Origin of the sequence: Pseudomonas sp. NPDC090755, from assembly GCF_044769005.1 — a bacterium.
GTDB lineage: Bacteria > Pseudomonadota > Gammaproteobacteria > Pseudomonadales > Pseudomonadaceae > Aquipseudomonas.
This window is the reverse complement of record NZ_JBIVXC010000017.1, coordinates 1-22,948: the sequence shown is the minus strand read 5'-3', so window position 1 is coordinate 22,948 and position 22,948 is coordinate 1. Positions and strand designations below refer to the sequence as shown.

Here is a 22,948-nt window from a genome sequence, read left to right as displayed (position 1 = left end):
GATGCTAGAGCGGTGCTTGTCCGATGAGCGAATATGCGTGTCGCCTGGGTGAACGGATCGCGGGGCAAGCCCGCTCCCACAGGGACCGAGCAAACCTGCAGAAGGCAGAAAGCACAAAGGCCACCCGAAGGTGGCCTTTGTGGCTAAAAAGCGAAGGTCAGCCGAAGCTTACTTCTTCACTTCCCAGCCAGTCAGCTCGGCCAGGGCCTTGCCGATGTCTGCCAGCGAACGCACGGTTTTCACACCAGCGTCTTGCAGGGCAGCGAACTTCTCGTCTGCAGTGCCTTTGCCGCCGGAGATGATGGCGCCAGCGTGGCCCATACGCTTGCCCGCAGGAGCGGTAACACCAGCGATGTAGGAAACCACAGGCTTGGTGACGTTGGCCTTGATGTAGGCAGCTGCTTCTTCTTCAGCCGAACCGCCGATCTCACCGATCATGACGATCGCTTCGGTCTTCGGGTCTTCCTGGAACAGTTTCAGGATGTCGATGAAGTTGGAGCCCGGGATCGGGTCGCCACCGATACCAACGCAGGTGGACTGACCGAAACCGGCGTCAGTGGTCTGCTTGACCGCTTCATAGGTCAGGGTGCCGGAACGGGAAACGATACCGACCTTGCCTGGCAGGTGGATGTGACCTGGCATGATGCCGATCTTGCACTCGCCTGGAGTGATGACGCCTGGGCAGTTAGGGCCGATCAGGGTAACACCCAGTTCGTCGCACTTGACCTTGGCGTCCAGCATGTCCAGGGTAGGAATGCCTTCGGTGATGCAGACGATCAGCTTGATGCCGCCGAACGCTGCTTCCAGGATCGAGTCCTTGCAGAAAGGAGCCGGAACGTAGATGACCGAAGCGTCAGCACCGGTCGCCGCAACGGCTTCCTTGACGGTGTTGAACACTGGCAGGCCCAGGTGAGTGGTGCCGCCCTTGCCTGGAGTCACGCCGCCAACCATCTTGGTGCCGTAGGCGATGGCTTGTTCGGAGTGGAAAGTACCCTGCGAGCCGGTGAAGCCCTGGCAGATGACTTTGGTGTCTTTATTGATCAGGACGCTCATTACTTGCCCTCCGCAGCTTTGACAACTTGTTGAGCAGCGTCGGTCAGGCTGGTTGCCGCAATGATGTTCAAACCGCTTTCTGCCAGTACTTTAGCACCCAGTTCAGCGTTGTTACCTTCCAGGCGAACAACAACCGGTACTTTAACGCCGACTTCTTTCACCGCGCCGATGATGCCTTCGGCAATCATGTCGCAGCGAACGATGCCGCCGAAGATGTTGACCAGAACGGCCGCGACATTGCTGTCGGACAGAATGATCTTGAAGGCTTCGGTAACGCGCTCTTTGGTAGCACCACCACCTACGTCGAGGAAGTTGGCTGGCTTGCCGCCGTGCAGGTTGACGATGTCCATGGTACCCATGGCCAGGCCGGCACCGTTGACCATGCAGCCGATGTTGCCTTCCAGGGCCACGTAGTTCAGCTCGAAGCTGGCAGCGTGGGCTTCACGAGGATCGTCCTGGGACGGGTCGTGGAAGGTTTTCAGCTTGGGCTGACGGTACATGGCGTTGGCGTCGATGTTGATCTTGGCATCCAGGCAATGCAGATCGCCGTCAGCCTTGATCACCAGCGGGTTGACTTCCAGCAGGGCCAGGTCGTGGTCCTGGAACAGCTTGGCCAGGCCGACGAAAATCTTGGCGAACTGAGCAACTTGCTTGCCTTCCAGACCCAGCTGGAAAGCCAGTTCACGACCCTGGAACGGCTGAGCGCCGACCAGTGGATCGATAGTAGCCTTGATGATCTTCTCAGGAGTGTCGTGAGCGACTTTCTCGATGTCCACGCCACCTTCGGTGGAAGCCATGAACACGATGCGACGGCTCGAACGGTCGACTACAGCGCCCAGGTACAGCTCTTTGGCGATGTCAGTGCAGGATTCGACCAGGATCTTGGAAACCGGCTGACCGTTGGCGTCAGTCTGGTAGGTGACCAGACGCTTGCCCAACCATTGCGCAGCGAACGCCTTGGCGTCTTCCTTGCTGCGAACCAGCTTGACGCCGCCCGCTTTACCGCGACCACCGGCGTGGACCTGGGCTTTGACAACCCACTCGGTACCGCCGATTTTTTCGCAGGCTTCTGCTGCAGCTTCAGGGGTGTCGACTGCGAAACCCTTGGAAACTGGCAGGCCGTATTCAGCGAACAGCTGCTTACCCTGATACTCGTGAAGATTCATGCTTTTTACCGTCTTCGTTAGGTACTGCGCTTCGGCGCTGCGCCCCGGAGGGGTGCCGCGCCACCTGTGACCACTTGCCCCCGGTATGCTCCGGGAGTTCGAGTCCGGCGGACGTTCCGCGGTGAGCCATGCACGCAAGACTCACGACGGGCTGTCCGCCGTGGTTTCTTATTGTTTAACGCTTCTTACGGTTGGCAACGTGAATGGCACCGCCATTCACAGCCAGCGCGGCTTCATGCAGCGCTTCGGACAGGGTCGGATGGGAGAAAACCATCATGCCCAGGTCTTCGGCGCTGGTGCCGAATTCCATTGCGATTGCACCCTGCTGCACAAGTTCCGCAGCCGATGGGCCAATCACATGCACACCCAGGACGCGGTCGGTCTTGGCATCGGCGATGACCTTGACGAAACCACCGGTGTCGTTGGCCGCCATCGCACGGCCGCTGGCCGCGAACGGGAAGGTGCCCACGTTAACCTCAACGCCCTCGGCCTTCAAGGCCTGTTCGGTTTTACCGACCCATGCGATTTCCGGGTGGGTGTAGATAACCGACGGGATCAGGTCGTAGTTCATCTGGGCTTTGTGGCCCTTGATGCGCTCGACGACCATGATGCCCTCTTCCGAGGCCTTGTGCGCCAGCATCATGCCGCGAACCACGTCACCGATGGCGTAGACGCCCGGTACGCTGGTAGCGCAGTGATCGTCGACGAAGATGAAACCACGCTCGTCGATGGTCACGCCGCTGTCGGCAGCCAGCAGATCGGTGGTCACCGGACGACGACCGACCGCAACGATCAGCTTGTCGAAGGTGATCTTCTGCTCGCCGTTGGCGTCGGTGTAGGTCACTTCGACTTCAGCGCCGTTGACCTTGGAGCCGGTCACGCGAGCGCCCAGCTTGATGTCCAGACCTTGCTTGGTCAGGGTCTTGAGGGCTTCCTTGGAGACGGCGGTGTCAGCAGCCATCAGGAAGGTGTCCAGGGCTTCCAGGACGGTGACTTCGGCACCCAGGCGAGCCCAGACCGAGCCCAGCTCCAGACCGATGACGCCGGCACCGATGACGCCCAGGCGCTTCGGCACGGCCTGGAATTCCAGGGCGCCGGTGGAGTCGACGATGACATTCTGGTCGACCGGAGCCGGTGGAATGTCGATCGGACGCGAACCGGAGGCCAGGATCACGTTCTCGGCTTCGATGATTTCGGTGGTGCCATCAGCCTTGGTGACTTCGACTTTCTTGCCGGCCAGCAGCTTGCCGTGGCCCTGGATCGAAGTAACGCCGTTGGCCTTGAACAGGGTGGCAACACCGCCGGTCAGGTTCTTGACGATGCCAGCCTTGCGGCCAACCATCGCAGCGACGTCCATCTTGACTTCGCCGGTGGAGATACCGTGAACGTTGAAGCTCTCTTTGGCTTCCTTGTACTTCCAGGAGCTGTCCAGCAGCGCCTTGGATGGAATGCAACCCACGTTCAGGCAGGTACCGCCGAGGGCCAGTTTGCCTTCGCCATCAGTGTACTTCTCGATACAGGCAGTGCTCAGACCGAGTTGGGCGGCCTTGATTGCAGCTACATAGCCGCCAGGACCTGCACCAATCACTACCACGTCGAATTTCTGGGTCATAAAAGATTCCTTTTAGCTTCAAGCCACAAGCTGCAAGCTGCAAGACGACCCGCTTCTACCCGAAGCTTGTCGCTTGCACCTCGCAGCTGTTTTTTTAGATGTCCAGCAGCAGACGAGCCGGGTCTTCCAGCAGGTTCTTGATGGTCACCAGGAAGGTCACGGCTTCTTTACCGTCGATCAGGCGGTGATCGTAGGACAGTGCCAGGTACATCATCGGGCGAATAACGACCTGGCCGTTGATGGCCATAGGACGCTGGATGATGTTGTGCATGCCCAGGATAGCGGCCTGAGGCGGGTTGACGATCGGGGTCGACATCATCGAACCGAAGGTACCGCCGTTGGTGATGGTGAAAGTACCGCCGGTCATTTCGTCGATCGACAGTTTGCCGTCACGGGCTTTCTTGCCGAAAGTGGCGATGCCGTTCTCGATTTCAGCCAGGCTCATCAGCTCGGCGTTACGCAGTACAGGCACAACCAGGCCACGGTCGCTGGAAACGGCAACGCCGATGTCCGCGTAGCCGTGGTAGACGATGTCGGAGCCGTCGATCGAGGCGTTGACAGCCGGGAAGCGCTTCAGCGCCTCGGTGGCAGCCTTGACGAAGAACGACATGAAGCCCAGGCGCACGCCGTTGTGGGTCTTCTCGAACAGGTCCTTGTACTTCGAACGCAGGGCCATGACTTCGGTCATGTCGACTTCGTTGAAGGTGGTCAGCATGGCCATGTTCGACTGGGCTTCGACCAGACGCTTGGCCACGGTGGCACGAACGCGGGTCATCGGCACGCGCTTCTCGGTGCGATCGCCAGCGGCGACAACCGGAGCAGCAGCGGCAGCGGCTGGCTTGGCGGCAGGTGCGGCAGCCGGAGCGGATTTCTTCGCTTCGATGGCAGCAACCACGTCTTCCTTGGTGATGCGACCGTCTTTACCGGTGCCCTTGATGCTGTTCAGGGCGATGCCGTTCTCTTCGGCCAGCTTGCGGGCAGCTGGCGCGCCGATGGCGTCTTCGTCCAAAGCAGCGGCTGCAGGTGCAGCAGCGGCAGCTGGAGCGGCGGCAGCGGCAGGCGCAGCGGCAGCAGCGCCACCCTCTACGATCGAGCCCAGGACTTCGTCGGACAGGACGGTGTCGCCCTCGCCCTTGACGATTGCACCCAGTACGCCGTCGGCGGTAGCCAGTACTTCCAGCACGACCTTGTCGGTCTCGATGTCGACGATCAGCTCGTCACGCTTGACGGCTTCGCCCGGTTGCTTGTGCCAGGTGGCAACGGTGCCATCGGCAACCGATTCCGGGAAAGTAGGGGCTTTGATCTCGATAGCCATTATCAGTGGTTCCTTAAATTCGGTTTCTGGTGCGCGATGGCATTAAACAGTGAAGGCATCTTGCAGCAGTTTTTCCTGCTGCTCGGCGTGCATCGAAGCGTAACCACAGGCTGGCGCTGCCGAAGCATCACGACCGGCGTATTCCAGGACCAGCTCTTTATTGTGGCGGGTCAGGATACGACGCATGTGGTGCTGGCTGCTGTACCAGGCGCCCTGGTTCATCGGCTCTTCCTGGCACCACACCACATCCTTGAGATTGGTGTACGGCGCGAGGATCTCGACCAGATCGTCCTCAGGGAATGGATACAGTTGCTCGATACGCACGATGGCGATGTCTTCGCGGCCTTCGGCACGACGTTTTTCCAGCAGATCGTAGTAGACCTTGCCCGAGCACAGGACCAGGCGAGTGACCTTTTTCGGATCGAGGGTATCGATTTCCGGGATCACAGTCTGGAACGAGCCTTCGGCCAGTTCTTCCAGGGTCGAGATGGCCAGCTTGTGGCGCAGCAGCGACTTCGGTGTCAGTACGATCAGCGGCTTACGCAGCGGACGGATGACCTGGCGACGCAGCAGGTGGTAGATCTGAGCCGGCGTGGTCGGTACGCAGACCTGGACGTTGTGCTCGGCGCACAGCTGCAGGTAACGCTCCAGACGTGCCGAGGAGTGCTCAGGCCCCTGCCCTTCATAACCGTGTGGCAGCAGCATGGTCAGACCGCACAGACGGCCCCACTTGTGCTCGCCGCTGGTGATGAACTGGTCGACAACCACCTGGGCGCCGTTGGCGAAGTCGCCGAACTGGGCTTCCCAGATCACCAGCGCGTTCGGCGTGGTGGTGGAGTAGCCGTATTCGAAGGCCAGTACCGCTTCTTCCGAGAGGAAGGAGTCGTACAGGTCGAACTTTGGCTGACCGTCGAACAGGTTCTTCAGTGGCAGGTAGGTGCTGGCGTCCTTCTGGTTGTGCAACACCGCATGGCGGTGGGAGAAGGTGCCGCGACCGATATCCTGGCCGGTCATGCGGATCGGGTGGCCTTCGAACAGCAAGGTCGCGTAGGCCATGGTTTCGGCGTAGCCCCAGTTGATCGGCAAGCCACCGGCCTGCATCTTCTGGCGGTCTTCGTAGATCTTCGAAACCTGGCGCTGAACCACGAAGCCTTCCGGCAGTTCCAGCAGCTTGGCCGACAGTTCCTGCAGGGTCTTCAGATCGAAGCGGGTATCGTGACGCGCGGTCCAGGCATGGCCCAGGTACGGACGCCAGTCGACGAACAGCTCTTTGTTCGGCTCCTTGACCAGGCTCTTGACCACGTGCAGACCGTTGTCCAGCGCATTACGGTACTCGTCGATCTTGGCCTGGACGCGCTCGGCATCCAGACGGCCGGCCTTGATCAGGCTGTCGGCGTACAGTTCACGGGTGGTGCGCTGCTTGGTGATCTGCTGGTACATCAGCGGCTGGGTGCCGTTCGGCTCGTCGGCCTCGTTGTGGCCGCGGCGACGGTAGCAGACCAGGTCGATGACCACGTCACGCTTGAACTGCATGCGGTAGTCGACCGCCAGCTGGGTCACGAACAGCACCGCTTCCGGATCGTCACCGTTGACGTGCAGGATCGGCGCCTGAATCATCTTGGCGACGTCGGTGCAGTACTCGGTGGAACGCGAGTCCAGCGGGTTGCTGATGGTGAAACCAACCTGGTTGTTGATCACGATGTGCACGGTACCGCCGGTCTTGAAACCGCGGGTCTGCGACATCTGGAAGGTTTCCATGACCACGCCTTGACCGGCGAATGCCGCGTCACCGTGGATGGAAATCGGCAGAACCTTGTCACCGACGGTGTCGTTGCGGCGATCCTGACGGGCGCGAACCGAACCTTCCACCACTGGCGAGACGATTTCCAGGTGGGAGGGGTTGAACGCCATGGCCAGGTGAACTTCACCGCCACTGGTCATCACGTTGGACGAGAAGCCCTGGTGGTATTTAACGTCACCGGAGCCCAGCTCGACCTTCTTCTTGCCTTCGAACTCGTCGAACAGGTCGCGCGGGTTCTTGCCGAAGGTGTTGACCAGCACGTTGAGACGGCCACGGTGGGCCATGCCGATGACAACTTCCTTGGTGCCATAGGAACCGGAACGTTGAATCAGCTCGTCCAGCATTGGAATCAGGCTCTCGCCGCCTTCCAGGCCGAAACGCTTGGTGCCCGGGTATTTGGTACCCAGGTATTTTTCCAGACCTTCAGCAGCGGTCACGCGCTCGAGCAGGTGACTCTGCACGTCTGCCGAGACGGTCGGACGCCCACGGACGCTCTCCAGACGCTGCTGGAACCAGCTGCGCTGCTCGGAGTCGACGATGTGGGTGAACTCGGCGCCAATGGTGCGGCAATATGTCTGCTGCAAAGCGTCGAAAATTTCGCGTAGGCTCGCTTCCTCTTTGCCGATGAACAGGTCGCCGGCACGGAAGGTCGTATCAAGATCGGCATTGGTCAAGCCGTAGTGATTGATCGACAGGTCTACGGGCGCAGGGCGCTGCCACAACCCCAGGGGGTCGAGCTTAGCGGCTTGGTGGCCGCGCATACGGTAGGCCTGGATCAGTCGCAGTACTTCAACCTGCTTCTTCTCGTGTTCACTGCTCACGCTCCCGGCGGAAACCGGTTGGGCGCGGCGCTGGTTCTTTGCCAGCAGTACGAAATGGTCGCGGATTGTCGAGTGCGATACATCGGTAGCGGTGCTGCCTTCGGCGGGCAACTTCTGGAAGTAAGTGCGCCACTCTTCTGGCACAGCGTTAGGGTCGTGCAGGTAGAGCTCATAAAGCTCTTCCACATATGCAGCGTTACCACCTGAAAGGTGGGCGCTTTCCCACATGCGCTGCATCACGCTTTCTTGCATGCTTGGTCACCCTCGGTTAGGGGACGGATCGGCGAGAGCCATAGCAAGCCTGGAAAAGTCCTGATGCAGCGACCGAACCAAGCCACCAAGGATCCCACAGATTTTCCGGGTACCAGCCCGGAAGCCCCTGCTGGTCTCATATCTTCATAGGTAAAAGCTCAGGCATTGTGCGCCTTCGCTCGGGTTGCACCTTGGTGCGGGCAAGGGCCCGCACCTCGGCGTACTACGGGTACAACACTTTTAAAATCAGGTACCGCTTTGCAGCAGCATGTTACGTACGTGACCGATTGCCTTGGTCGGGTTCAGACCTTTAGGGCAAACGTTCACGCAGTTCATGATTCCGCGGCAACGGAATACGCTGAACGGGTCATCCAGTGCAGCCAGACGCTCCTGGGTCTTGGTGTCACGGCTGTCGGCCAGGAAACGATAGGCCTGCAGCAGTGCAGCTGGACCGAGGAACTTGTCAGGGTTCCACCAGAACGACGGGCAAGAAGTCGAGCAGCAAGCGCACAGGATGCACTCGTACAGACCGTCCAGCTTGTCACGTTCTTCCGGCGACTGCAGACGCTCGATGGCCGGAGCCGGCGTGTCGTTCTGCAGGAAGGGTTTCACCTTCTCGTACTGTTTGTAGAAGATGCTCATATCGACGACCAGGTCACGAATGACCGGCAATCCAGGCAACGGGCGAATGATCAGCTTGTTGCGCTTGACCACTGCCGACAGCGGCGTGATGCACGCCAGGCCGTTCTTGCCATTGATGTTCATGCCGTCGGAGCCACAAACGCCCTCGCGGCAGGAACGACGATACGAGAAACCTTCATCCTGTTCTTTGATCAGTGCCAATACATCCAGCACCATCAGGTCTTTGCCACCGGTATCGACCTGGAACGTCTGCATCTTCGGCGCAGAGTCGGTATCGGGGTTGTAACGATAGACTTCGACTTGCAACATAGCGACCACCCCTTAGTAAGTCCGGACTTTTGGCTCGAACGCCGGTACGGTTTTCGGCGCGAAGTTGACAGCGCGCTTGGCAACGCGTTTTTCGCCCGGGAAGTACAGGGTGTGGCACAGCCAGTTTTCGTCGTCACGGTCTTCGAAGTCTTCACGGGCGTGAGCACCGCGGGACTCTTTACGAACTTCTGCAGCGATTGCAGTGGCTTCAGCGACTTCCAGCAGGTTCTGCAGCTCCAGCGCTTCGATACGCGCGGTGTTGAAGGCCTGGGACTTGTCGTTGATCTTGACGTTGGCGATACGCTCACGCAGCTGAGCCAGCTGCTCGATACCCTTCTGCATGTATTCGCCAGTACGGAACACACCGAAGTAGTTCTGCATGCAGCTTTGCAGCTCGCGACGCAGGGTGGCGACGTCTTCGCCGGTGTTGCGCTCGTTGAGCTTGTTCAGGCGGCTCAGGGCAACATCGATGTCGGTGTCGCTGGCGTCGAGGTATTCGATACCGTCGGACAGCGCTTTTTCCAGGTGCAGGCCGGCAGCGCGACCGAAGACAACCAGGTCGAGCAGCGAGTTACCGCCCAGGCGGTTGGCACCGTGAACCGATACGCAGGCCACTTCACCTACCGCGAACAGACCCGGGATGACCTGATCTACGCCGTCGGCGTCCTGGGTCATTGCCTGGCCATGGATGTTGGTGGCAACGCCGCCCATCATGTAGTGGCAGGTTGGAACGACTGGAACCGGCGCAACCACAGGGTCGACGTGAGCGAAGGTCTTGGACAGCTCACAGATGCCTGGCAGGCGGCTGTGCAGTACTTCTTCACCCAGGTGATCGAGCTTGAGCATCACGTGGTCGCCGTTAGGGCCACAGCCGTTGCCGGCGATGATCTCTTTAACCATGGAACGGGCCACAACGTCACGACCTGCGAGGTCCTTGGCGTTTGGCGCGTAACGCTCCATGAAACGCTCGCCGTGCTTGTTGATGAGGTAACCACCCTCACCACGGCAGCCTTCGGTAACCAGTACACCGGCGCCGGCGATGCCGGTCGGGTGGAACTGCCACATCTCGATGTCCTGGACCGGAACGCCTGCACGCAGGGCCATGCCGATACCGTCACCGGTGTTGATCAGGGCGTTGGTGGTGGACGAGTAGATACGACCTGCACCGCCAGTGGCCAATACGGTGGCCTTGGCTTTGATGTACAGGGTTTCGCCGGTTTCGATGCAGATCGCGATCACACCGACGAACGCGCCTTCCTGGTTTTTCACCAGGTCTACGGCGTAGTACTCGTTCAGGAAGGTGGTACCTGCCTTCAGGTTGCCCTGGTACAGGGTGTGCAGCAGCGCGTGACCGGTACGGTCGGAAGCGGCGCAGGTACGGGCAGCCTGGCCACCTTTACCGTAGTCCTTGGACTGACCACCGAACGGACGCTGGTAGATACGGCCGGTTTCGGTACGCGAGAACGGCAGACCCATGTGGTCCAGCTCGAAGACCGCAGCCGGACCTTCCTGACACATGTACTCGATAGCGTCCTGGTCACCGATGTAGTCGGAACCTTTGACGGTATCGTACATGTGCCAGCGCCAGTCATCGTTCGGGTCGGCCGAAGCGATGGCGCAGGTGATGCCACCCTGGGCCGATACAGTGTGCGAACGGGTCGGGAAGACCTTGGTGATCACGGCAGTCTTGTGACCGCCCTGGGCCAGCTGCAGCGCAGCGCGCATGCCGGCACCGCCGCCACCAATGATGATGGCGTCGAAAGTAATCGTAGGAATGTTAGCCATGAATCAGATACCCCAGAGAATCTGCACACCCCAGACGAAGTACGCGAACATCGCGACACCACATACCGCCTGGAACAGGAAACGTACGGCAGTCGCCGACTTGCCCAGCGCCATCGGCGTCAGGTAGTCAGTGGCAATGGTCCACATGCCGACCCAGGCGTGAGCGCCCAGGGCAACGAGGGCCAGCAGACTGAAGATACGCATCGCGTTGTTGGAGAACAGAGCGTGCCACTGGGCAAACTCGATGCCCGGGTGCGCGACCAGGTATCCGATCAGGAAAATGAAATAAGCCGCGAGAACGACCGCAGAAACGCGCTGCGCCATCCAGTCATAGAGGCCCGAACGCGAGAGGTTCGTGACGTTGGTTACCATATCCAAACTCCTGCCAGCACAATCACCACCACGGAGACGGCGATGATAATTTTCGAGCCCAGTCGGCCGCCTTCCAGCGTTTCACCGATGCCCATATCCATGATCAAGTGGCGCACACCGGCTACCAGGTGATACAGCAAGGCGGACAGGAGGCCCCATGCCACGAACTTGGCCAGCGGACTGGTCAAGCATGCCTTCACCTCGGCAAAACCTTCCTCGGAACCCAGGGATTTGCCCAATGCATAAAGCATGAAGCCAAGGCCCAGGAAGAGGATGATGCCGGAAACACGGTGAAGAAATGACGTAACGCCGGTAATGGGGAGTTTGATGGTCCTTAGGTCTAGGTTTACAGGTCGTTGGCTTTTCACGGCTTTTTTCACACTGAAGAGCCCCTAGCAAGCAGGGCAAAGTTGTTGGTAAGTGTACTGGTCAGGTACCCACCACCCAGGGAGTGACGACCCCAGCAACACGGGCTTGTAAGCCCCTGGCGGTCGGGGGCCGATTATAGACAGTTAGGCTACTAATGACAACGCAAGCCCCTAGCCCAAATAGCGCATTGCCTTTAGCGCATAAAAGGCGTAAATGGCCGTCAATTTCGCGGAAAAATGGCGCCCAAAGCCCATTACAACCGTGCTTTAGGCAAATTGACATTCGAATTTATCTCACTATAGTGGTGCGGGCCCTGCGTGGGGGGTCTGTCTGATGATTTCAAGCATTAATAGGAGGCCACATGGCTGACAAAAAAGCGCAGTTGGTCATCGAGGGCGCAGCCCCCGTCGAGCTGCCCATTTTAACCGGCACCGTTGGTCCCGATGTTATCGACGTTAGAGGGTTGGGGGCCACGGGTCACTTCACTTTCGACCCTGGTTTCATGGCGACCGCATCCTGCGAGTCGAAGATCACCTATATTGATGGCGACAAGGGCATCCTGCTGCATCGCGGTTACCCGATCGAGCAACTCGCCGAGAAATCCGACTACCTCGAGACCTGCTACCTGCTGCTCAACGGCGAACTGCCGAACGCCGAGCAGAAGGCCCAGTTCGTCAGCACCGTGAAGAACCACACCATGGTGCACGAGCAGTTGAAGTCCTTCTTCAACGGCTTCCGCCGCGACGCCCACCCGATGGCCGTCATGTGCGGCGTGGTCGGCGCCCTGTCGGCGTTCTACCACGACTCGCTGGACATCAATAACCCGCAGCACCGTGAAATCTCCGCGGTCCGCCTGGTCGCCAAGATGCCGACCCTGGCAGCGATGGTGTACAAGTACTCCATGGGTCAACCCATGATGTACCCGCGCAACGACCTGTCGTACGCGGAAAACTTCCTGCACATGATGTTCAACACCCCGTGCGAGATCAAACCGATCAGCCCGGTACTGGCCAAGGCAATGGACCGGATCTTCATCCTCCACGCCGACCATGAGCAGAACGCATCGACTTCCACCGTCCGTCTGGCAGGTTCCTCGGGCGCCAACCCGTTCGCCTGTATCGCCGCCGGCATCGCTGCACTGTGGGGCCCTGCCCACGGCGGCGCCAACGAAGCGGTACTGACCATGCTCGATGAAATCGGCGATGTCTCGAACATCGACAAGTTCATCGCCAAGGCCAAGGACAAGAACGATCCGTTCAAGCTGATGGGCTTCGGTCACCGCGTCTACAAGAACCGCGACCCACGCGCCACCGTGATGAAGCAGACCTGCGACGAAGTCCTGCGCGAGCTGGGCATCAAGAACGACCCGCAGCTGGAACTGGCCATGCGCCTGGAAGAAATCGCCCTGACCGATCCGTACTTCATCGAGCGCTCGCTGTACCCGAACGTCGACTTCTACTCGGGGATCATCCTCAAGGCGATCGGCATTCCAACCAGCATGTTCACCGTGATCTTCGCCCTGGCGCGGACCGTCGGCTGGATCTCGCACTGGAAGGAAATGCTCTCCAGCCCGTACAAGATCGGCCGCCCTCGCCAGCTGTACACCGGCTACGAGTCGCGCGACATCACCAAGCTGGAAGACCGCAAGTAAGCCATTGTGCCGAACGCAAAAAGGCTGCCCTCGGGCAGCCTTTTTTGTTTCTGTATCCCAGCCTGACTGGAAGGTTTCCGTAGCCGCTGCCGCCAGGCTGCGATCGACTGCGCAGCAGTCGCAATCCTGCCACCTCGGTGGCACTCCCTTCTACGACCGCTTCGCGGCCGATCGCAGCCTGGCGGCAGCGGCTACATTGGGTACGCCGGCAGCACCCTCAAAGCTCAACAGTTATCAGCCAGCACCGAAAAGCTGGAACTGTTACCCTCGGACTATGGCTTCTGCGCCTTCGCCCTCAACCCCTTCAAGGTATTGAACGGCGCATCGACGACGAACTTGTTGGCCACCATCGACGGCACGCTGCCACCTGGCTCGGTGTGCACCTGGTAGGTCACTTCAGTCGTGTCGCCTTTAGGCACCAGCTTCCAGAATCCCTCCACCTTCGCCACCCGCACAAAGCCCTTCTCTTCAGGCAGGTACTTGGGCACACCCTCGAGCTTGCGGGTCAGGCTGCCGTCGGCATCCTGGGTGGTGGTCACGTGCAGGATCGAATCACGCGCGGTCACCGGCCATGGCGCGTTGAACTGGGTATAGGTCCAGACCTGATCACCTTCCTGCTTGAGCAGCTTCTGCGTCTTGCACTCATGAATCCAGGCGCAGGCGCCCGCGATGTCTTCCTGCAAGGCCTTGACCCTGGCCAGTGGCGCCTTGATGACCGTCACGCCGCGGTAGGCCTTGTAATCCGACCCCTCGACGTCGGCCAGGGAAATCTTGATCCCCTCCTCGTCCTTGGCCACCTTCCAGTCCTCGGCATGCGCCACTTGCGCCAGTACGGCACTCAGGCCAACCACCATTGCCACCTGCTTAAACGATCCCATTCTCTTGTTCCTTATTATCGAAGACCACGTTTCAAGCTGCCGTCACTTGCTCCAGCCACCCCAGGATCCTGATCGCTTCATCGCGGTCACTGCCACACACCTCCACATCCGCCTTGAAACCGCCACACACCGCCGGGCGCTCGGGCTGGCCGAACAGCTCACAGAGATTGGCAGGCGACAAATGCAGGCAGCGCTCGCCTGCCGGCTTGCCCTTGGGCATGCGCGGCATGGGTGAGCTGATGGAGGGCGCAATGCAGCAGGCGCCACAACCTTCACGGCAATTCATGACAACAGGATCCTCGGTACAGCAAATGATGAATGAACCCGGATAGTAACCGGTTAAACAGTCGTTTGAAATTGCCAGCAGACTGAAAACCGCTACACCCGGCAATGACCGACAAGTCAGCCCCGACTACTGCTTGAACTCGAAATCGATGGCGGCGCCCTCGACCTCCTGGCGAGCATCGTTACGCAATTGCAGCTGCATCTCGTTGCTCAGCAACCGGCCATTGAGCTGGAATGGGCTGTCAGCCGGCGGCTTCTCGCCAAACAGGTAAGGCAACAGGGGTTTGGGCGTGGGAACCGGATCCTGGGAGGCCGGTTTGAGGTCCTTGACCATATCGGTCGGCAAGCTCAGGTCCAGCTTCGCCTTGGGCAAGGGCTCGGGGGCAGCCTTGGCCGGCTTGCGCGCCTTGTTGCGCACTGCCTTGGCGGCGGGCTTTTTCTTCTCGGCGACAGCCTTGTCCTGCTTTTGCCTGACAACCGGCTTAGCCTTGGCTGCCGGCTGGGCCTGCCTTGCCGGCGACGGATGGGTCGTCGGTGCCGTTTGAGCCATGAGATTGCCCGCAGCCGCCGAAAACCCCAGCAGACAGAGAAACAAGCCAACCCGACGCAAGGCTTTCATGGACACCGACAATCATCCGCAAATAGGTCTATGCTCCCCGTTCCAGAGAGGGCTGGCAAGTCTAGAAAAAGCTTGCCGAACCCGACTCCTGGCACAACTGGCTGGCCAGCATCCCCAGGGTCATCAGGGCGCGCTCCGCCTCACGGTTCCAGGGGATGCCGCAGTTCAGGCGAATACAGTGGTTGAACTGCTCGGTGTTACTGAAAATCAGTCCCGGTGCAATGCTGATGCCTTGCTGCAGTGCACGCACATGCAGCTCCTGGGTGTTGACCCGCCCAGGCAGGCTCACCCACAGGATGAAGCCACCGGTCGGCCGGGTCATCTGCGTCCCCGCCGGAAAGTGCTGCTGCACAGCCAACTGGTAGGCACTGAGATTCTTCCGGTATTCCTGCCGGATATAGCGCAAATGCCGGTCGTAGCCACCATTCTCCAGGTAGGAGGCGACCCCCATCTGGGTCACGCTACACGCCGAATGGGTGGTGAAGGTCTGCAGGCGCTGGATTTCCGCCTGGTACTTGCCGGCGATCATCCAGCCAATGCGCACACCCGGCGACAATGTCTTGGAAAAACTCGAACAGTAGATCACCCGCCCCAGCCGGTCGAAGGCCTTGAGCGCCTTGGTCTTGCCTTGCTCGAACATCAGTTCGCCATAGATATCGTCTTCGACGATCTGGATGTCGAAGTCGTTCGCCAGGCGCAGCAACTGTTTCTGCCGATCCTCAGGGATGGTACCGCCCAGCGGATTGCTCAAGCGCGCGGTCAGCACCAGCGCCTTGATCGGCCACTGGTTGGCCGCCAGTTGCAACGCTTCCAGGCTGATACCGGTGGAAGGATCACTGGGAATCTCGATGACCTTCAGCCCCAACAGGTCGGCCAGTTGCAGCAGGCCATAATAGGTGGGCGACTCGGCCGCGATCAGGTCGCCAGGCTTGGTCAGCACCCGCAACGACATCTGCAGCGCATCGACGCAACCATGGGTCACCACCAGCTCACTGGGATCCACCACCACCCCGGCATCGCGCATGCGGATGGCAATCTGCCGACGCAAAGGCTCGAAGCCCGGGCTGAACATATAGCTGAAGGCCCGCGGACTTTGAAAACGGGTGACCTTGGCCAACTGCTGGTGCAGGGCACGCACCGGCAGGTAATCCACATGCGGCACCGCCGCACCGAACGGAAACACGCCATCGCGCCGCGCTTCGGTCAGCACCTGCTGGATGATACTGCTGCGGGTGACCAGCCCGGGGCGCTCGACCCGGGCGATGTCCGGGGTCTGTGCGGTCAAGGCCGGCGTCTGGTGCACGTAGTAGCCAGACTGGGGCCGGGCGCGAATCAAGCCCTGGTCTTCCAGGTTGGCATAGGCCTGCAATACCGTGGCGTGGCTGACATTGAGCTGCGAGCTCATCTTGCGCACCGACGGCACTCGCTCACCCGGCTGGTAGACACCCCGGCGGATATCCTCGGCCAGTTGCTGGGCAATGCGCTGGTAGAGCAACAGGTTGGTCATGATCGGTTCTCGACACGCAGGCAATCTAATTGTTGTTGTACGACTCGATAATGGAGCCAGAATACCGGAACAGTTGCGAAGTGTACTGGGACAGATTGCAGAATAGTCGACAATACAGTTGCGTGACAGCCCCTGCTGCCCTGGCGATCAAACGCCCATAAAAAAACCCGGCAAGCCGCACTTGCCGGGTTTGTTCAGGATCGCCTCAGCGTGCTGCGCCGAGCTTGCCCTTTTCGTCGGAGAAGACGATCTCCACCCGACGGTTCTGCGCCCTGCCCCGCTCCGAGGCATTGGCCTCGACCGGATACTGGTCACCATAGCCTTCGACCTGGATGCGCTTTTCGTCGACTCCGAGGTCGACCAGCATGTCGGCCACTGCCTGGGCCCGGTCGCGGGACAACTTGAGGTTGTCTTCCGGCGTGCCGGTGCTGTCGGTGTAGCCCTCGATGCGTACGACGCGGCGAGGATTGAGCTGCAGGAACTGCACCAGCTTGAGCACGGTACGGCTGGCCGAGCTCTTCAACTCCGCCTGACCGGTATCGAACAGCACATCCCCCAGGGTCATCACCAGACCGCGATCGCCCTGATTGGTCGCCAGGCTGACGATCTGCGCCTCCAGCCACTGACCCTGCTGTTGCACACTGACCAACTTGGCTTCACGCAGTGCCAGTTGCAGACGCTGGCGCTCGAGCTCGAGCTTGGCCAGGCGCTCCTGACTGAGCATCAGGGTGCTGTGCTCGCGGGCGATGTCGCTGTAGCGCTGGCTCAGGTAGGCGTAATGACGCACATCGGCACCGGTGCCCAGGTAGCTGGACAGCCGCTCCGCACGGGCCAGGGATTCACCGGCACGGATGACGTCACGCGGCGCGCTGCGCAGCACGTCAGAGTCGTCCTTGACGGTCTGGAACTTGGCCGCTGCTTCATCCAGTGCCGACTCGCTGCGCTGGCTGGCACACCCCTGCAGGCCGACCAGGCCAACCAGCAGCAGGGCCGCCATAGGTTTGATCGAACTCACGGCTGCTCCCCCAACTGTTTGCGCAGGCGATTGACCCGCGATTGCAGCAGTTCAAGCTGCTCCTGGCTCTTGCTGGTCAGCACCCGCGCCTCGGCCAGGCGTGCATCGAGCTCGGCCTGTTCGGCGCGCATGCGGGCATCGCGGTAGTCTTGGGTGGCCATGTTGACCCGGGCCCGGGCCAGCTTGTCCTCGGCCATCTTCAACTCAGCCACCTCATCGGTCGCACCGACGGCCTTGGCCTGCTCCAGCGCCTGCTCGGACAGGCGCAGTTGTTCATTGGGCGCCGGATCATTGGCACATCCGGCCAGCGCCAGCAGCGCCAGGGCTGCGAATAGTGGTTGGATTCTCACACCATCTTCCTACTGTTTAGGGGCATCCAGCGGTGCCTGCATTTGCGCCTTCCAGCGCTCGACATTGCGTTGCAGCACCGCCTGGGACACGCCGGAGGCCGGCAATTCTGTCAGCTTTTGAGCCAGTTGTCCGCGTATCCACGCGTCATTGCAGGCGGAATTATGCGACAGCGCCAGGTACAGGCCCGGGCGATCCAGCGGCAGGCCGCGGGCGACCAGTTCATTGCTCATGCCCAGACTCTGGGCCATGGCCATGCCCGAGTACCGTCCGGCCAGTACATATTCCACCTGCCCCAGCAGCAATTTCTGGAATGCCTGGGTCAGGTTCTGGGCCGGCGCGAGCTTGAGCTGGGTTTTGGCGAAGGCTTCGAAGTCGGGGGTCAGCCGGGCCTTTTCCGACAGGCTGCCCTGGCGCTGGTGCAAGTCGGCCAGCCCCTCATAGACCAGGGGCGAGTCATGACGGGTCCAGACCAGGTATTCATTGAGCATCAACGGCGGATGGACATAGTCCATGGCCGTAAGGTCGGCGGTGGTCAGCGGTGCATCGACCAGCATGTCGACACGCCCGCTTCGCACCTCTTCAACGGCATCGCTGCGCTTGCCGCTGTACAGGATCTCGACCTTCACCCCAAGCTGTGCCGCAACCTGGTTGAGCAAGTCGGCATTGGCGCCGATCAGGTGCCTGGGGTCTTTTGGATCGCGCCACAGATAGGGCGGCGCATCGGGGCTGCCGGTGGCCACCAGGCGCTCGCACTTGCCCACCGCCATCACCTGCGACGGCAGCAGCACCGCGGCGAACAACAGCGCCGAATTCACCCGGCCAAGCCATCCCATGCAAACGACTCCTTTTTTCAATAAAAAAGCCCGATCCACAGGCTGTGCAAGACTGGCTCGCACAACCCGCCCGGATCGGGCCCTTTATAAGTGAAGCAGCCGGATTAAACCAGCTTCTCCAGCTCAGGTACGGCTTCGAACAGGTCAGCGACCAGGCCGTAGTCGGCCACCTGGAAGATCGGCGCTTCTTCGTCCTTGTTGATCGCAACGATCACTTTGGAGTCCTTCATGCCGGCCAGGTGCTGGATCGCGCCGGAGATACCGACGGCGATGTACAGCTGTGGCGCAACGATCTTGCCGGTCTGGCCGACCTGCATGTCGTTCGGTACGAAGCCTGCGTCGACCGCAGCGCGGGAAGCACCGACGGCAGCGCCGAGCTTGTCGGCCAGGGCGTACAGGTGCTTGAAGTTGTCGCCGTTCTGCATACCACGACCGCCGGATACGACGATCTTGGCAGCGGTCAGCTCAGGACGGTCGGACTTGGCCAGCTCTTCACCAACGAAGGCCGACTTGCCGGCGTCGTGGGCAGCGGCAACGGCTTCGACAGCAGCCGAACCACCTTCGGCGGCAACGGCGTCGAAGCCGGTGGCGCGAACGGTGATGACCTTGATGGCAGCGCTCGATTGCACGGTGGCAATGGCGTTACCGGCATAGATCGGACGCTTGAAGGTGTCAGCCGATTCAACCGAGATGATCTCGGAGATCTGGTCGACGTCCAGCAGCGCGGCAACGCGTGGCAGCACGTTCTTGCCGTTGGAGGTGGCAGGTGCCAGCACATGGCTGTAACCCTTGCCCAGTTCGGCAACCAGCGGCGCTACGTTTTCTGGCAGGACGTGTGCGTAGGCAGCGTTGTCGGCGACCAGGACCTTGGCGACGCCAGCGATCTTGGCAGCAGCTTCAGCCACGCCACCGACGTTCTGGCCTGCGACCAGCACGTGGATGTCGCCACCGATCTTGGCGGCAGCAGCAACAGTGTTCAGGGTGGCCGGGGCAACGGCACCGTTTTCGTGTTCAGCGATAACCAGGATAGTCATTTAGATTACCTTCGCCTCGTTCTTCAGTTTCTCGACCAGTTCAGCAACCGACTTGACCTTGATACCGGCGCTGCGGGCAGCCGGCGCTTCGACTTTCAGGGTCTTGTTGGTGGAGGCGGTGGAAACGCCCAGCGCATCTGGAGTAACGGTTTCCAGTGGCTTCTTCTTGGCCTTCATGATGTTCGGCAGCGACGCGTAGCGTGGCTCGTTCAGGCGCAGGTCGGTGGTGACGATGGCTGGCAGGTTCAGCGCAACGGTCTGCAGGCCGCCGTCGATTTCACGGGTGACGTTAATCTTGTCGCCAGCGATTTCGACCTTGGAAGCGAAGGTGCCCTGGCCGAAACCGGTCAGTGCCGCCAGCATCTGGCCGGTCTGGTTGTTGTCGCTGTCGATGGCTTGCTTGCCAAGGATCACCAGCTGAGGCTGTTCCTTGTCGACCACGGCCTTGAGCAGCTTGGCCACGGCCAGGGAGTTCAGCTCGTCGGCGGACTCGACCAGCACCGCACGGTCGGCACCCAGTGCCAGGGCAGTACGCAATTGCTCCTGGGCAGTGGCCGGGCCGACGGTAACGACGACGATCTCGCTCGCGACACCCTTTTCTTTCAGGCGTACGGCTTCTTCTACGGCGATTTCGCAGAAGGGGTTCATGGACATCTTGACGTTAGCAAGGTCGACGCCGGAGTTGTCCGCTTTGACGCGAACCTTGACGTTATAGTCGACCACTCGTTTGACAGCTACAAGAACCTTCATGGATTCCTCGTTACTCTCCGGTGAAAAGAATGTCGCCTGGGGCAAACCCGGCGATTGCGCGTGGGTACAAGGGCACCTCTAAAAACGATTGCAGCCGATCCAATTTAACCCTGACCCAGCAGTCTCAATTTGACCTTGCAGAAGCAAAACCCGTGGTTCATTTTCTGTTGTGGTGTGTAAACTCCACTACAAAGCGGGTTATGGCCTTTCTGCCCTGCTTTTCGCCTGGTCTTTAGGGGTGCACCTGCATCCGGCGGTTAGCCTACGGCGAGCGCAAAACCGCTCGTATCTTGACCGTAACACCCAATCCGGTCAATACGGCAAACCGGTCAGCTTCAAGCCGCACTTCAGTGATTTTACTGGCCTGCGACAAATTCAAACAAACGTTTGTATTGGACCCCGAGAGTGGTGTAGATATAATGCGCCACCAAGAGAAAGCGGTGTAGTCCGTCATCACTCAGGCTACAGCACCAGCGTGTTGAAAATGACCGCCTGACACCCGCCAACAATGAAAAACCGATGAGCCTTGAGTAGGAGAGAACCTGTGGAACGCGAATACATGGAATTCGACGTGGTCATTGTCGGCGCTGGCCCGGCGGGCCTGTCCGCCGCCTGCCGACTGAAGCAGAAGGCCGCCGAAGCCGGTAACGAAATCAGCGTCTGCGTGGTTGAGAAAGGCTCGGAAGTCGGTGCCCACATCCTCTCCGGTGCAGTGTTCGAACCGCGCGCCCTGAACGAACTGTTCCCGGACTGGAAAGAGCTCGGCGCCCCGCTCAACACCGCCGTCAAACGCGACGACATCTACGTGCTCAAGGATGCTGGCAGCTCGGTCAAGGTCCCGGACCTGTTCGTGCCCAAGACCATGCACAACGAAGGCAACTACATCATCTCCCTGGGCAACCTGTGCCGCTGGCTGGCCCAGCAGGCCGAGAACCTGGGCGTGGAGATCTACCCGGGCTTCGCCGCCCAGGAAGCCCTGTTCGACGAAAACGGCGTGATCCGCGGGATCATCACCGGCGACCTGGGTGTCGACCGTGAAGGCAACCCGAAAGAAGGCCTGTACACCCCGGGCATGGAACTGCGCGGCAAGTACACCCTGTTCGCCGAAGGCTGCCGTGGCCATATCGGCAAGCAGTTGATCAAGCGCTTCAACCTCGACAGCGAAGCCGACGCCCAGCACTACGGCATCGGCCTCAAGGAAATCTGGGAAATCGACCCGGCCAAGCACGAGCAAGGCCTGGTGGTGCACACCGCCGGCTGGCCGCTGGACGTGATGAGCGCCGAGAACACCGGTGGCTCCTTCCTTTATCACCTGGAGAACAACCAGGTGGTGGTCGGCCTGATCGTCGACCTGTCCTACAGCAATGCCTACCTGTCGCCGTTCGACGAATTCCAGCGCCTCAAGCACCACCCGGTGATGAGCCAGTACCTCGAAGGCGGCAAGCGCATCAGCTACGGCGCCCGCGCCATCTGCAAGGGCGGCCTGAACTCGCTGCCGAAGATGGTCTTCAACGGCGGCGCCCTGATCGGTTGCGACCTGGGCACCCTGAACTTTGCCAAGATCAAGGGCAGCCACACCGCCATGAAGTCCGGCATGCTCGCCGCCGACGCGGTGGCCGATGCCCTGCTGGCCGGCAGCGAAGGCGGCGACCAGCTCAACAGCTATGTCGACGCCTTCAAGGCCAGCTGGTTGTATGAAGAACTGTTCGCCAGCCGCAACTTCGGCCCGGCCATGCACAAGTTCGGCCCGATGCTCGGCGCTGCGTTCAACTATATCGACCAGAACTGGTTCGGCGGCAAGCTGCCGTTCACCCTGCACGACACCAAGCCGGACTACGCCTGCCTGAAGCTGGCGGCCGACTCGAAAAAGATCGACTACCCCAAGCCCGATGGCAAACTGAGCTTCGACAAGCTGAGTTCGGTGTTCCTCTCCAGCACCAACCACGAGGAAGAACAGCCCTGCCACCTGAAACTGGCCGACGCTGGCATCCCGATCGGCACCAACCTGCCGCTGTACGACGAGCCGGCCCAGCGTTACTGCCCGGCGGGCGTTTACGAAGTGGTCACCCAGGAAGACGGCAGCAAGCGCTTCCAGATCAACGCCCAGAACTGCGTACACTGCAAGACCTGTGACATCAAGGACCCTTCGCAGAACATCACCTGGGTCACCCCGGAAGGTGCCGGCGGCCCGACTTACCCGAACATGTAAGCCGGCGGCCAGAAAAAGCCCCCTCGCCTTCACGGCCTGGGGGCTTTTTTTTTGGTTCTTCATGGCATCCCGGGGACAATGGTCCTTGGGTTGGGTTGGGTTGGGTTGGGTTGGTGTTGAGGCTGTGAGCTTATCCATTCCATGTGGCGAGGCTGCCGGCCCCTTCCGCCTTTACGGCGGCCTACTTTTTTCTTGGAAAAAGTAGGCAAAACCGCCTGCTCCTGCATACGGCCCTACGCTGCGCTTCGGGTCCCTTCGCTCCGGCGTCTTCCGGGGCCACGCGGCCTACGACTTGCTTCGCCAAGTCTACGGCTCGCGC

General features: G+C 60.4%; 20 protein-coding genes. 2 read left to right on the top strand and 18 right to left on the bottom strand.

Annotation, left to right across the window (positions count from 1 at the left end):
• Positions 1-168 precede the first annotated feature (168 nt).
• The 9 genes from sucD to sdhC all read right to left on the bottom strand — a co-directional run bounded on the left by sucD (position 169) and on the right by sdhC (position 11,508).
• Positions 169-1,053 carry a succinate--CoA ligase subunit alpha gene (gene sucD, locus ACIQUS_RS21255; RefSeq protein ID WP_038613108.1) on the bottom strand — a complete coding sequence of 295 codons (885 nt, stop codon included), beginning with the start codon at positions 1,051-1,053 and terminating at the stop codon, positions 169-171.
• Positions 1,053-2,219 carry an ADP-forming succinate--CoA ligase subunit beta gene (gene sucC, locus ACIQUS_RS21250; RefSeq protein WP_285862320.1) on the bottom strand — a complete coding sequence of 389 codons (1,167 nt, stop codon included), beginning with the start codon at positions 2,217-2,219 and terminating at the stop codon, positions 1,053-1,055. The genes sucD and sucC overlap by 1 nt, the downstream gene beginning before the upstream one ends.
• 175 nt (positions 2,220-2,394) lie before the next feature.
• A complete protein-coding gene (gene lpdA, locus ACIQUS_RS21245) occupies positions 2,395-3,831 on the bottom strand; it encodes a dihydrolipoyl dehydrogenase (protein ID WP_403050999.1) in 1,437 nt (478 codons plus the stop codon).
• Between the two features lie 94 nt (positions 3,832-3,925).
• The gene (gene odhB / locus ACIQUS_RS21240) at positions 3,926-5,146 is read right to left on the bottom strand and encodes a 2-oxoglutarate dehydrogenase complex dihydrolipoyllysine-residue succinyltransferase (protein ID WP_403050996.1); all 1,221 of its coding nucleotides are present in this window, start codon (positions 5,144-5,146) and stop codon (positions 3,926-3,928) included.
• 42 nt (positions 5,147-5,188) lie between these two features.
• Positions 5,189-8,020: a 2-oxoglutarate dehydrogenase E1 component gene (locus ACIQUS_RS21235; protein ID WP_403050993.1), complete on the bottom strand. Its 2,832-nt coding sequence runs from the start codon at positions 8,018-8,020 to the stop codon at positions 5,189-5,191.
• A gap of 246 nt (positions 8,021-8,266) precedes the next feature.
• The gene (locus ACIQUS_RS21230) at positions 8,267-8,971 is read right to left on the bottom strand and encodes a succinate dehydrogenase iron-sulfur subunit (protein WP_403050990.1); all 705 of its coding nucleotides are present in this window, start codon (positions 8,969-8,971) and stop codon (positions 8,267-8,269) included.
• Positions 8,972-8,983: 12 nt separating this feature from the next.
• Positions 8,984-10,756 (bottom strand): succinate dehydrogenase flavoprotein subunit, encoded by a 1,773-nt coding sequence (sdhA, locus tag ACIQUS_RS21225; protein ID WP_403050987.1) that lies wholly within the window; start codon positions 10,754-10,756, stop codon positions 8,984-8,986.
• A 3-nt stretch (positions 10,757-10,759) separates the two neighbouring features.
• Complete coding sequence (gene sdhD / locus ACIQUS_RS21220) at positions 10,760-11,128, bottom strand: succinate dehydrogenase, hydrophobic membrane anchor protein (RefSeq protein ID WP_028945358.1); 369 nt, start codon at positions 11,126-11,128, stop codon at positions 10,760-10,762.
• The gene (gene sdhC, locus ACIQUS_RS21215) at positions 11,122-11,508 is read right to left on the bottom strand and encodes a succinate dehydrogenase, cytochrome b556 subunit (protein ID WP_174242293.1); all 387 of its coding nucleotides are present in this window, start codon (positions 11,506-11,508) and stop codon (positions 11,122-11,124) included. Before sdhC ends, sdhD begins: the two co-directional genes overlap by 7 nt.
• Positions 11,509-11,858: 350 nt before the next feature.
• Here sdhC and gltA point away from each other — a divergent pair, with 350 nt between their 5' ends.
• Positions 11,859-13,148 carry a citrate synthase gene (gene gltA, locus ACIQUS_RS21210; protein WP_038613122.1) on the top strand — a complete coding sequence of 430 codons (1,290 nt, stop codon included), beginning with the start codon at positions 11,859-11,861 and terminating at the stop codon, positions 13,146-13,148.
• A gap of 272 nt (positions 13,149-13,420) precedes the next feature.
• Here gltA and ACIQUS_RS21205 read toward each other — a convergent pair whose 3' ends face one another.
• The 9 genes from ACIQUS_RS21205 to ACIQUS_RS21165 form a co-directional block, all read right to left on the bottom strand.
• Positions 13,421-14,026 carry an START domain-containing protein gene (locus ACIQUS_RS21205; RefSeq protein WP_403050982.1) on the bottom strand — a complete coding sequence of 202 codons (606 nt, stop codon included), beginning with the start codon at positions 14,024-14,026 and terminating at the stop codon, positions 13,421-13,423.
• Positions 14,027-14,057: 31 nt separating this feature from the next.
• Positions 14,058-14,312 carry a YkgJ family cysteine cluster protein gene (locus ACIQUS_RS21200; RefSeq protein WP_285862329.1) on the bottom strand — a complete coding sequence of 85 codons (255 nt, stop codon included), beginning with the start codon at positions 14,310-14,312 and terminating at the stop codon, positions 14,058-14,060.
• Between the two features lie 126 nt (positions 14,313-14,438).
• Positions 14,439-14,930, bottom strand: coding sequence for a translation initiation factor 2 (locus ACIQUS_RS21195; RefSeq protein ID WP_403050978.1), 492 nt, complete (start codon positions 14,928-14,930; stop codon positions 14,439-14,441).
• A 61-nt stretch (positions 14,931-14,991) separates the two neighbouring features.
• A complete protein-coding gene (locus ACIQUS_RS21190; protein ID WP_403050975.1) occupies positions 14,992-16,437 on the bottom strand; it encodes a PLP-dependent aminotransferase family protein in 1,446 nt (481 codons plus the stop codon).
• A 205-nt stretch (positions 16,438-16,642) separates the two neighbouring features.
• Positions 16,643-17,434: an OmpA family protein gene (locus tag ACIQUS_RS21185; protein WP_403051300.1), complete on the bottom strand. Its 792-nt coding sequence runs from the start codon at positions 17,432-17,434 to the stop codon at positions 16,643-16,645.
• Between the two features lie 14 nt (positions 17,435-17,448).
• Positions 17,449-17,802 carry a DUF4398 domain-containing protein gene (locus ACIQUS_RS21180; protein WP_403050972.1) on the bottom strand — a complete coding sequence of 118 codons (354 nt, stop codon included), beginning with the start codon at positions 17,800-17,802 and terminating at the stop codon, positions 17,449-17,451.
• A 9-nt stretch (positions 17,803-17,811) separates the two neighbouring features.
• Complete coding sequence (locus ACIQUS_RS21175) at positions 17,812-18,570, bottom strand: substrate-binding periplasmic protein (protein ID WP_403051297.1); 759 nt, start codon at positions 18,568-18,570, stop codon at positions 17,812-17,814.
• Positions 18,571-18,740: 170 nt separating this feature from the next.
• Positions 18,741-19,670, bottom strand: a complete 930-nt coding sequence (locus ACIQUS_RS21170; RefSeq protein ID WP_403050969.1) for an electron transfer flavoprotein subunit alpha/FixB family protein — start codon at positions 19,668-19,670, stop codon at positions 18,741-18,743.
• Positions 19,671-20,420, bottom strand: a complete 750-nt coding sequence (locus tag ACIQUS_RS21165; protein ID WP_403050966.1) for an electron transfer flavoprotein subunit beta/FixA family protein — start codon at positions 20,418-20,420, stop codon at positions 19,671-19,673. It lies immediately after the preceding gene.
• Positions 20,421-20,964: 544 nt separating this feature from the next.
• Here ACIQUS_RS21165 and ACIQUS_RS21160 point away from each other — a divergent pair.
• Positions 20,965-22,629: an electron transfer flavoprotein-ubiquinone oxidoreductase gene (locus tag ACIQUS_RS21160; RefSeq protein WP_403050963.1), complete on the top strand. Its 1,665-nt coding sequence runs from the start codon at positions 20,965-20,967 to the stop codon at positions 22,627-22,629.
• Positions 22,630-22,948: the final 319 nt, after the last annotated feature.

Bases quoted from the DNA above. Each gene is read 5' to 3' on its own strand.
- ACIQUS_RS21200 (WP_285862329.1), bottom strand. From the start codon at position 14,312: ATGAATTGCCGTGAAGGTTGTGGCGCCTGCTGCATTGCGCCCTCCATC.
- ACIQUS_RS21170 (WP_403050969.1), bottom strand. From the start codon at position 19,670: ATGACTATCCTGGTTATCGCTGAACACGAAAACGGTGCCGTTGCCCCG.
- ACIQUS_RS21190 (WP_403050975.1), bottom strand. From the start codon at position 16,437: ATGACCAACCTGTTGCTCTACCAGCGCATTGCCCAGCAACTGGCCGAG.
- lpdA (WP_403050999.1), bottom strand. From the start codon at position 3,831: ATGACCCAGAAATTCGACGTGGTAGTGATTGGTGCAGGTCCTGGCGGC.
- sucD (WP_038613108.1), bottom strand. From the start codon at position 1,053: ATGAGCGTCCTGATCAATAAAGACACCAAAGTCATCTGCCAGGGCTTC.
- odhB (WP_403050996.1), bottom strand. From the start codon at position 5,146: ATGGCTATCGAGATCAAAGCCCCTACTTTCCCGGAATCGGTTGCCGAT.
- sdhA (WP_403050987.1), bottom strand. From the start codon at position 10,756: ATGGCTAACATTCCTACGATTACTTTCGACGCCATCATCATTGGTGGC.
- ACIQUS_RS21185 (WP_403051300.1), bottom strand. From the start codon at position 17,434: ATGGCGGCCCTGCTGCTGGTTGGCCTGGTCGGCCTGCAGGGGTGTGCC.
- ACIQUS_RS21175 (WP_403051297.1), bottom strand. From the start codon at position 18,570: ATGGCGGTGGGCAAGTGCGAGCGCCTGGTGGCCACCGGCAGCCCCGAT.
- ACIQUS_RS21235 (WP_403050993.1), bottom strand. From the start codon at position 8,020: ATGCAAGAAAGCGTGATGCAGCGCATGTGGGAAAGCGCCCACCTTTCA.
- sucC (WP_285862320.1), bottom strand. From the start codon at position 2,219: ATGAATCTTCACGAGTATCAGGGTAAGCAGCTGTTCGCTGAATACGGC.
- ACIQUS_RS21230 (WP_403050990.1), bottom strand. From the start codon at position 8,971: ATGTTGCAAGTCGAAGTCTATCGTTACAACCCCGATACCGACTCTGCG.
- ACIQUS_RS21205 (WP_403050982.1), bottom strand. From the start codon at position 14,026: ATGGGATCGTTTAAGCAGGTGGCAATGGTGGTTGGCCTGAGTGCCGTA.
- ACIQUS_RS21195 (WP_403050978.1), bottom strand. From the start codon at position 14,930: ATGAAAGCCTTGCGTCGGGTTGGCTTGTTTCTCTGTCTGCTGGGGTTT.
- sdhD (WP_028945358.1), bottom strand. From the start codon at position 11,128: ATGGTAACCAACGTCACGAACCTCTCGCGTTCGGGCCTCTATGACTGG.
- gltA (WP_038613122.1), top strand. From the start codon at position 11,859: ATGGCTGACAAAAAAGCGCAGTTGGTCATCGAGGGCGCAGCCCCCGTC.
- ACIQUS_RS21165 (WP_403050966.1), bottom strand. From the start codon at position 20,420: ATGAAGGTTCTTGTAGCTGTCAAACGAGTGGTCGACTATAACGTCAAG.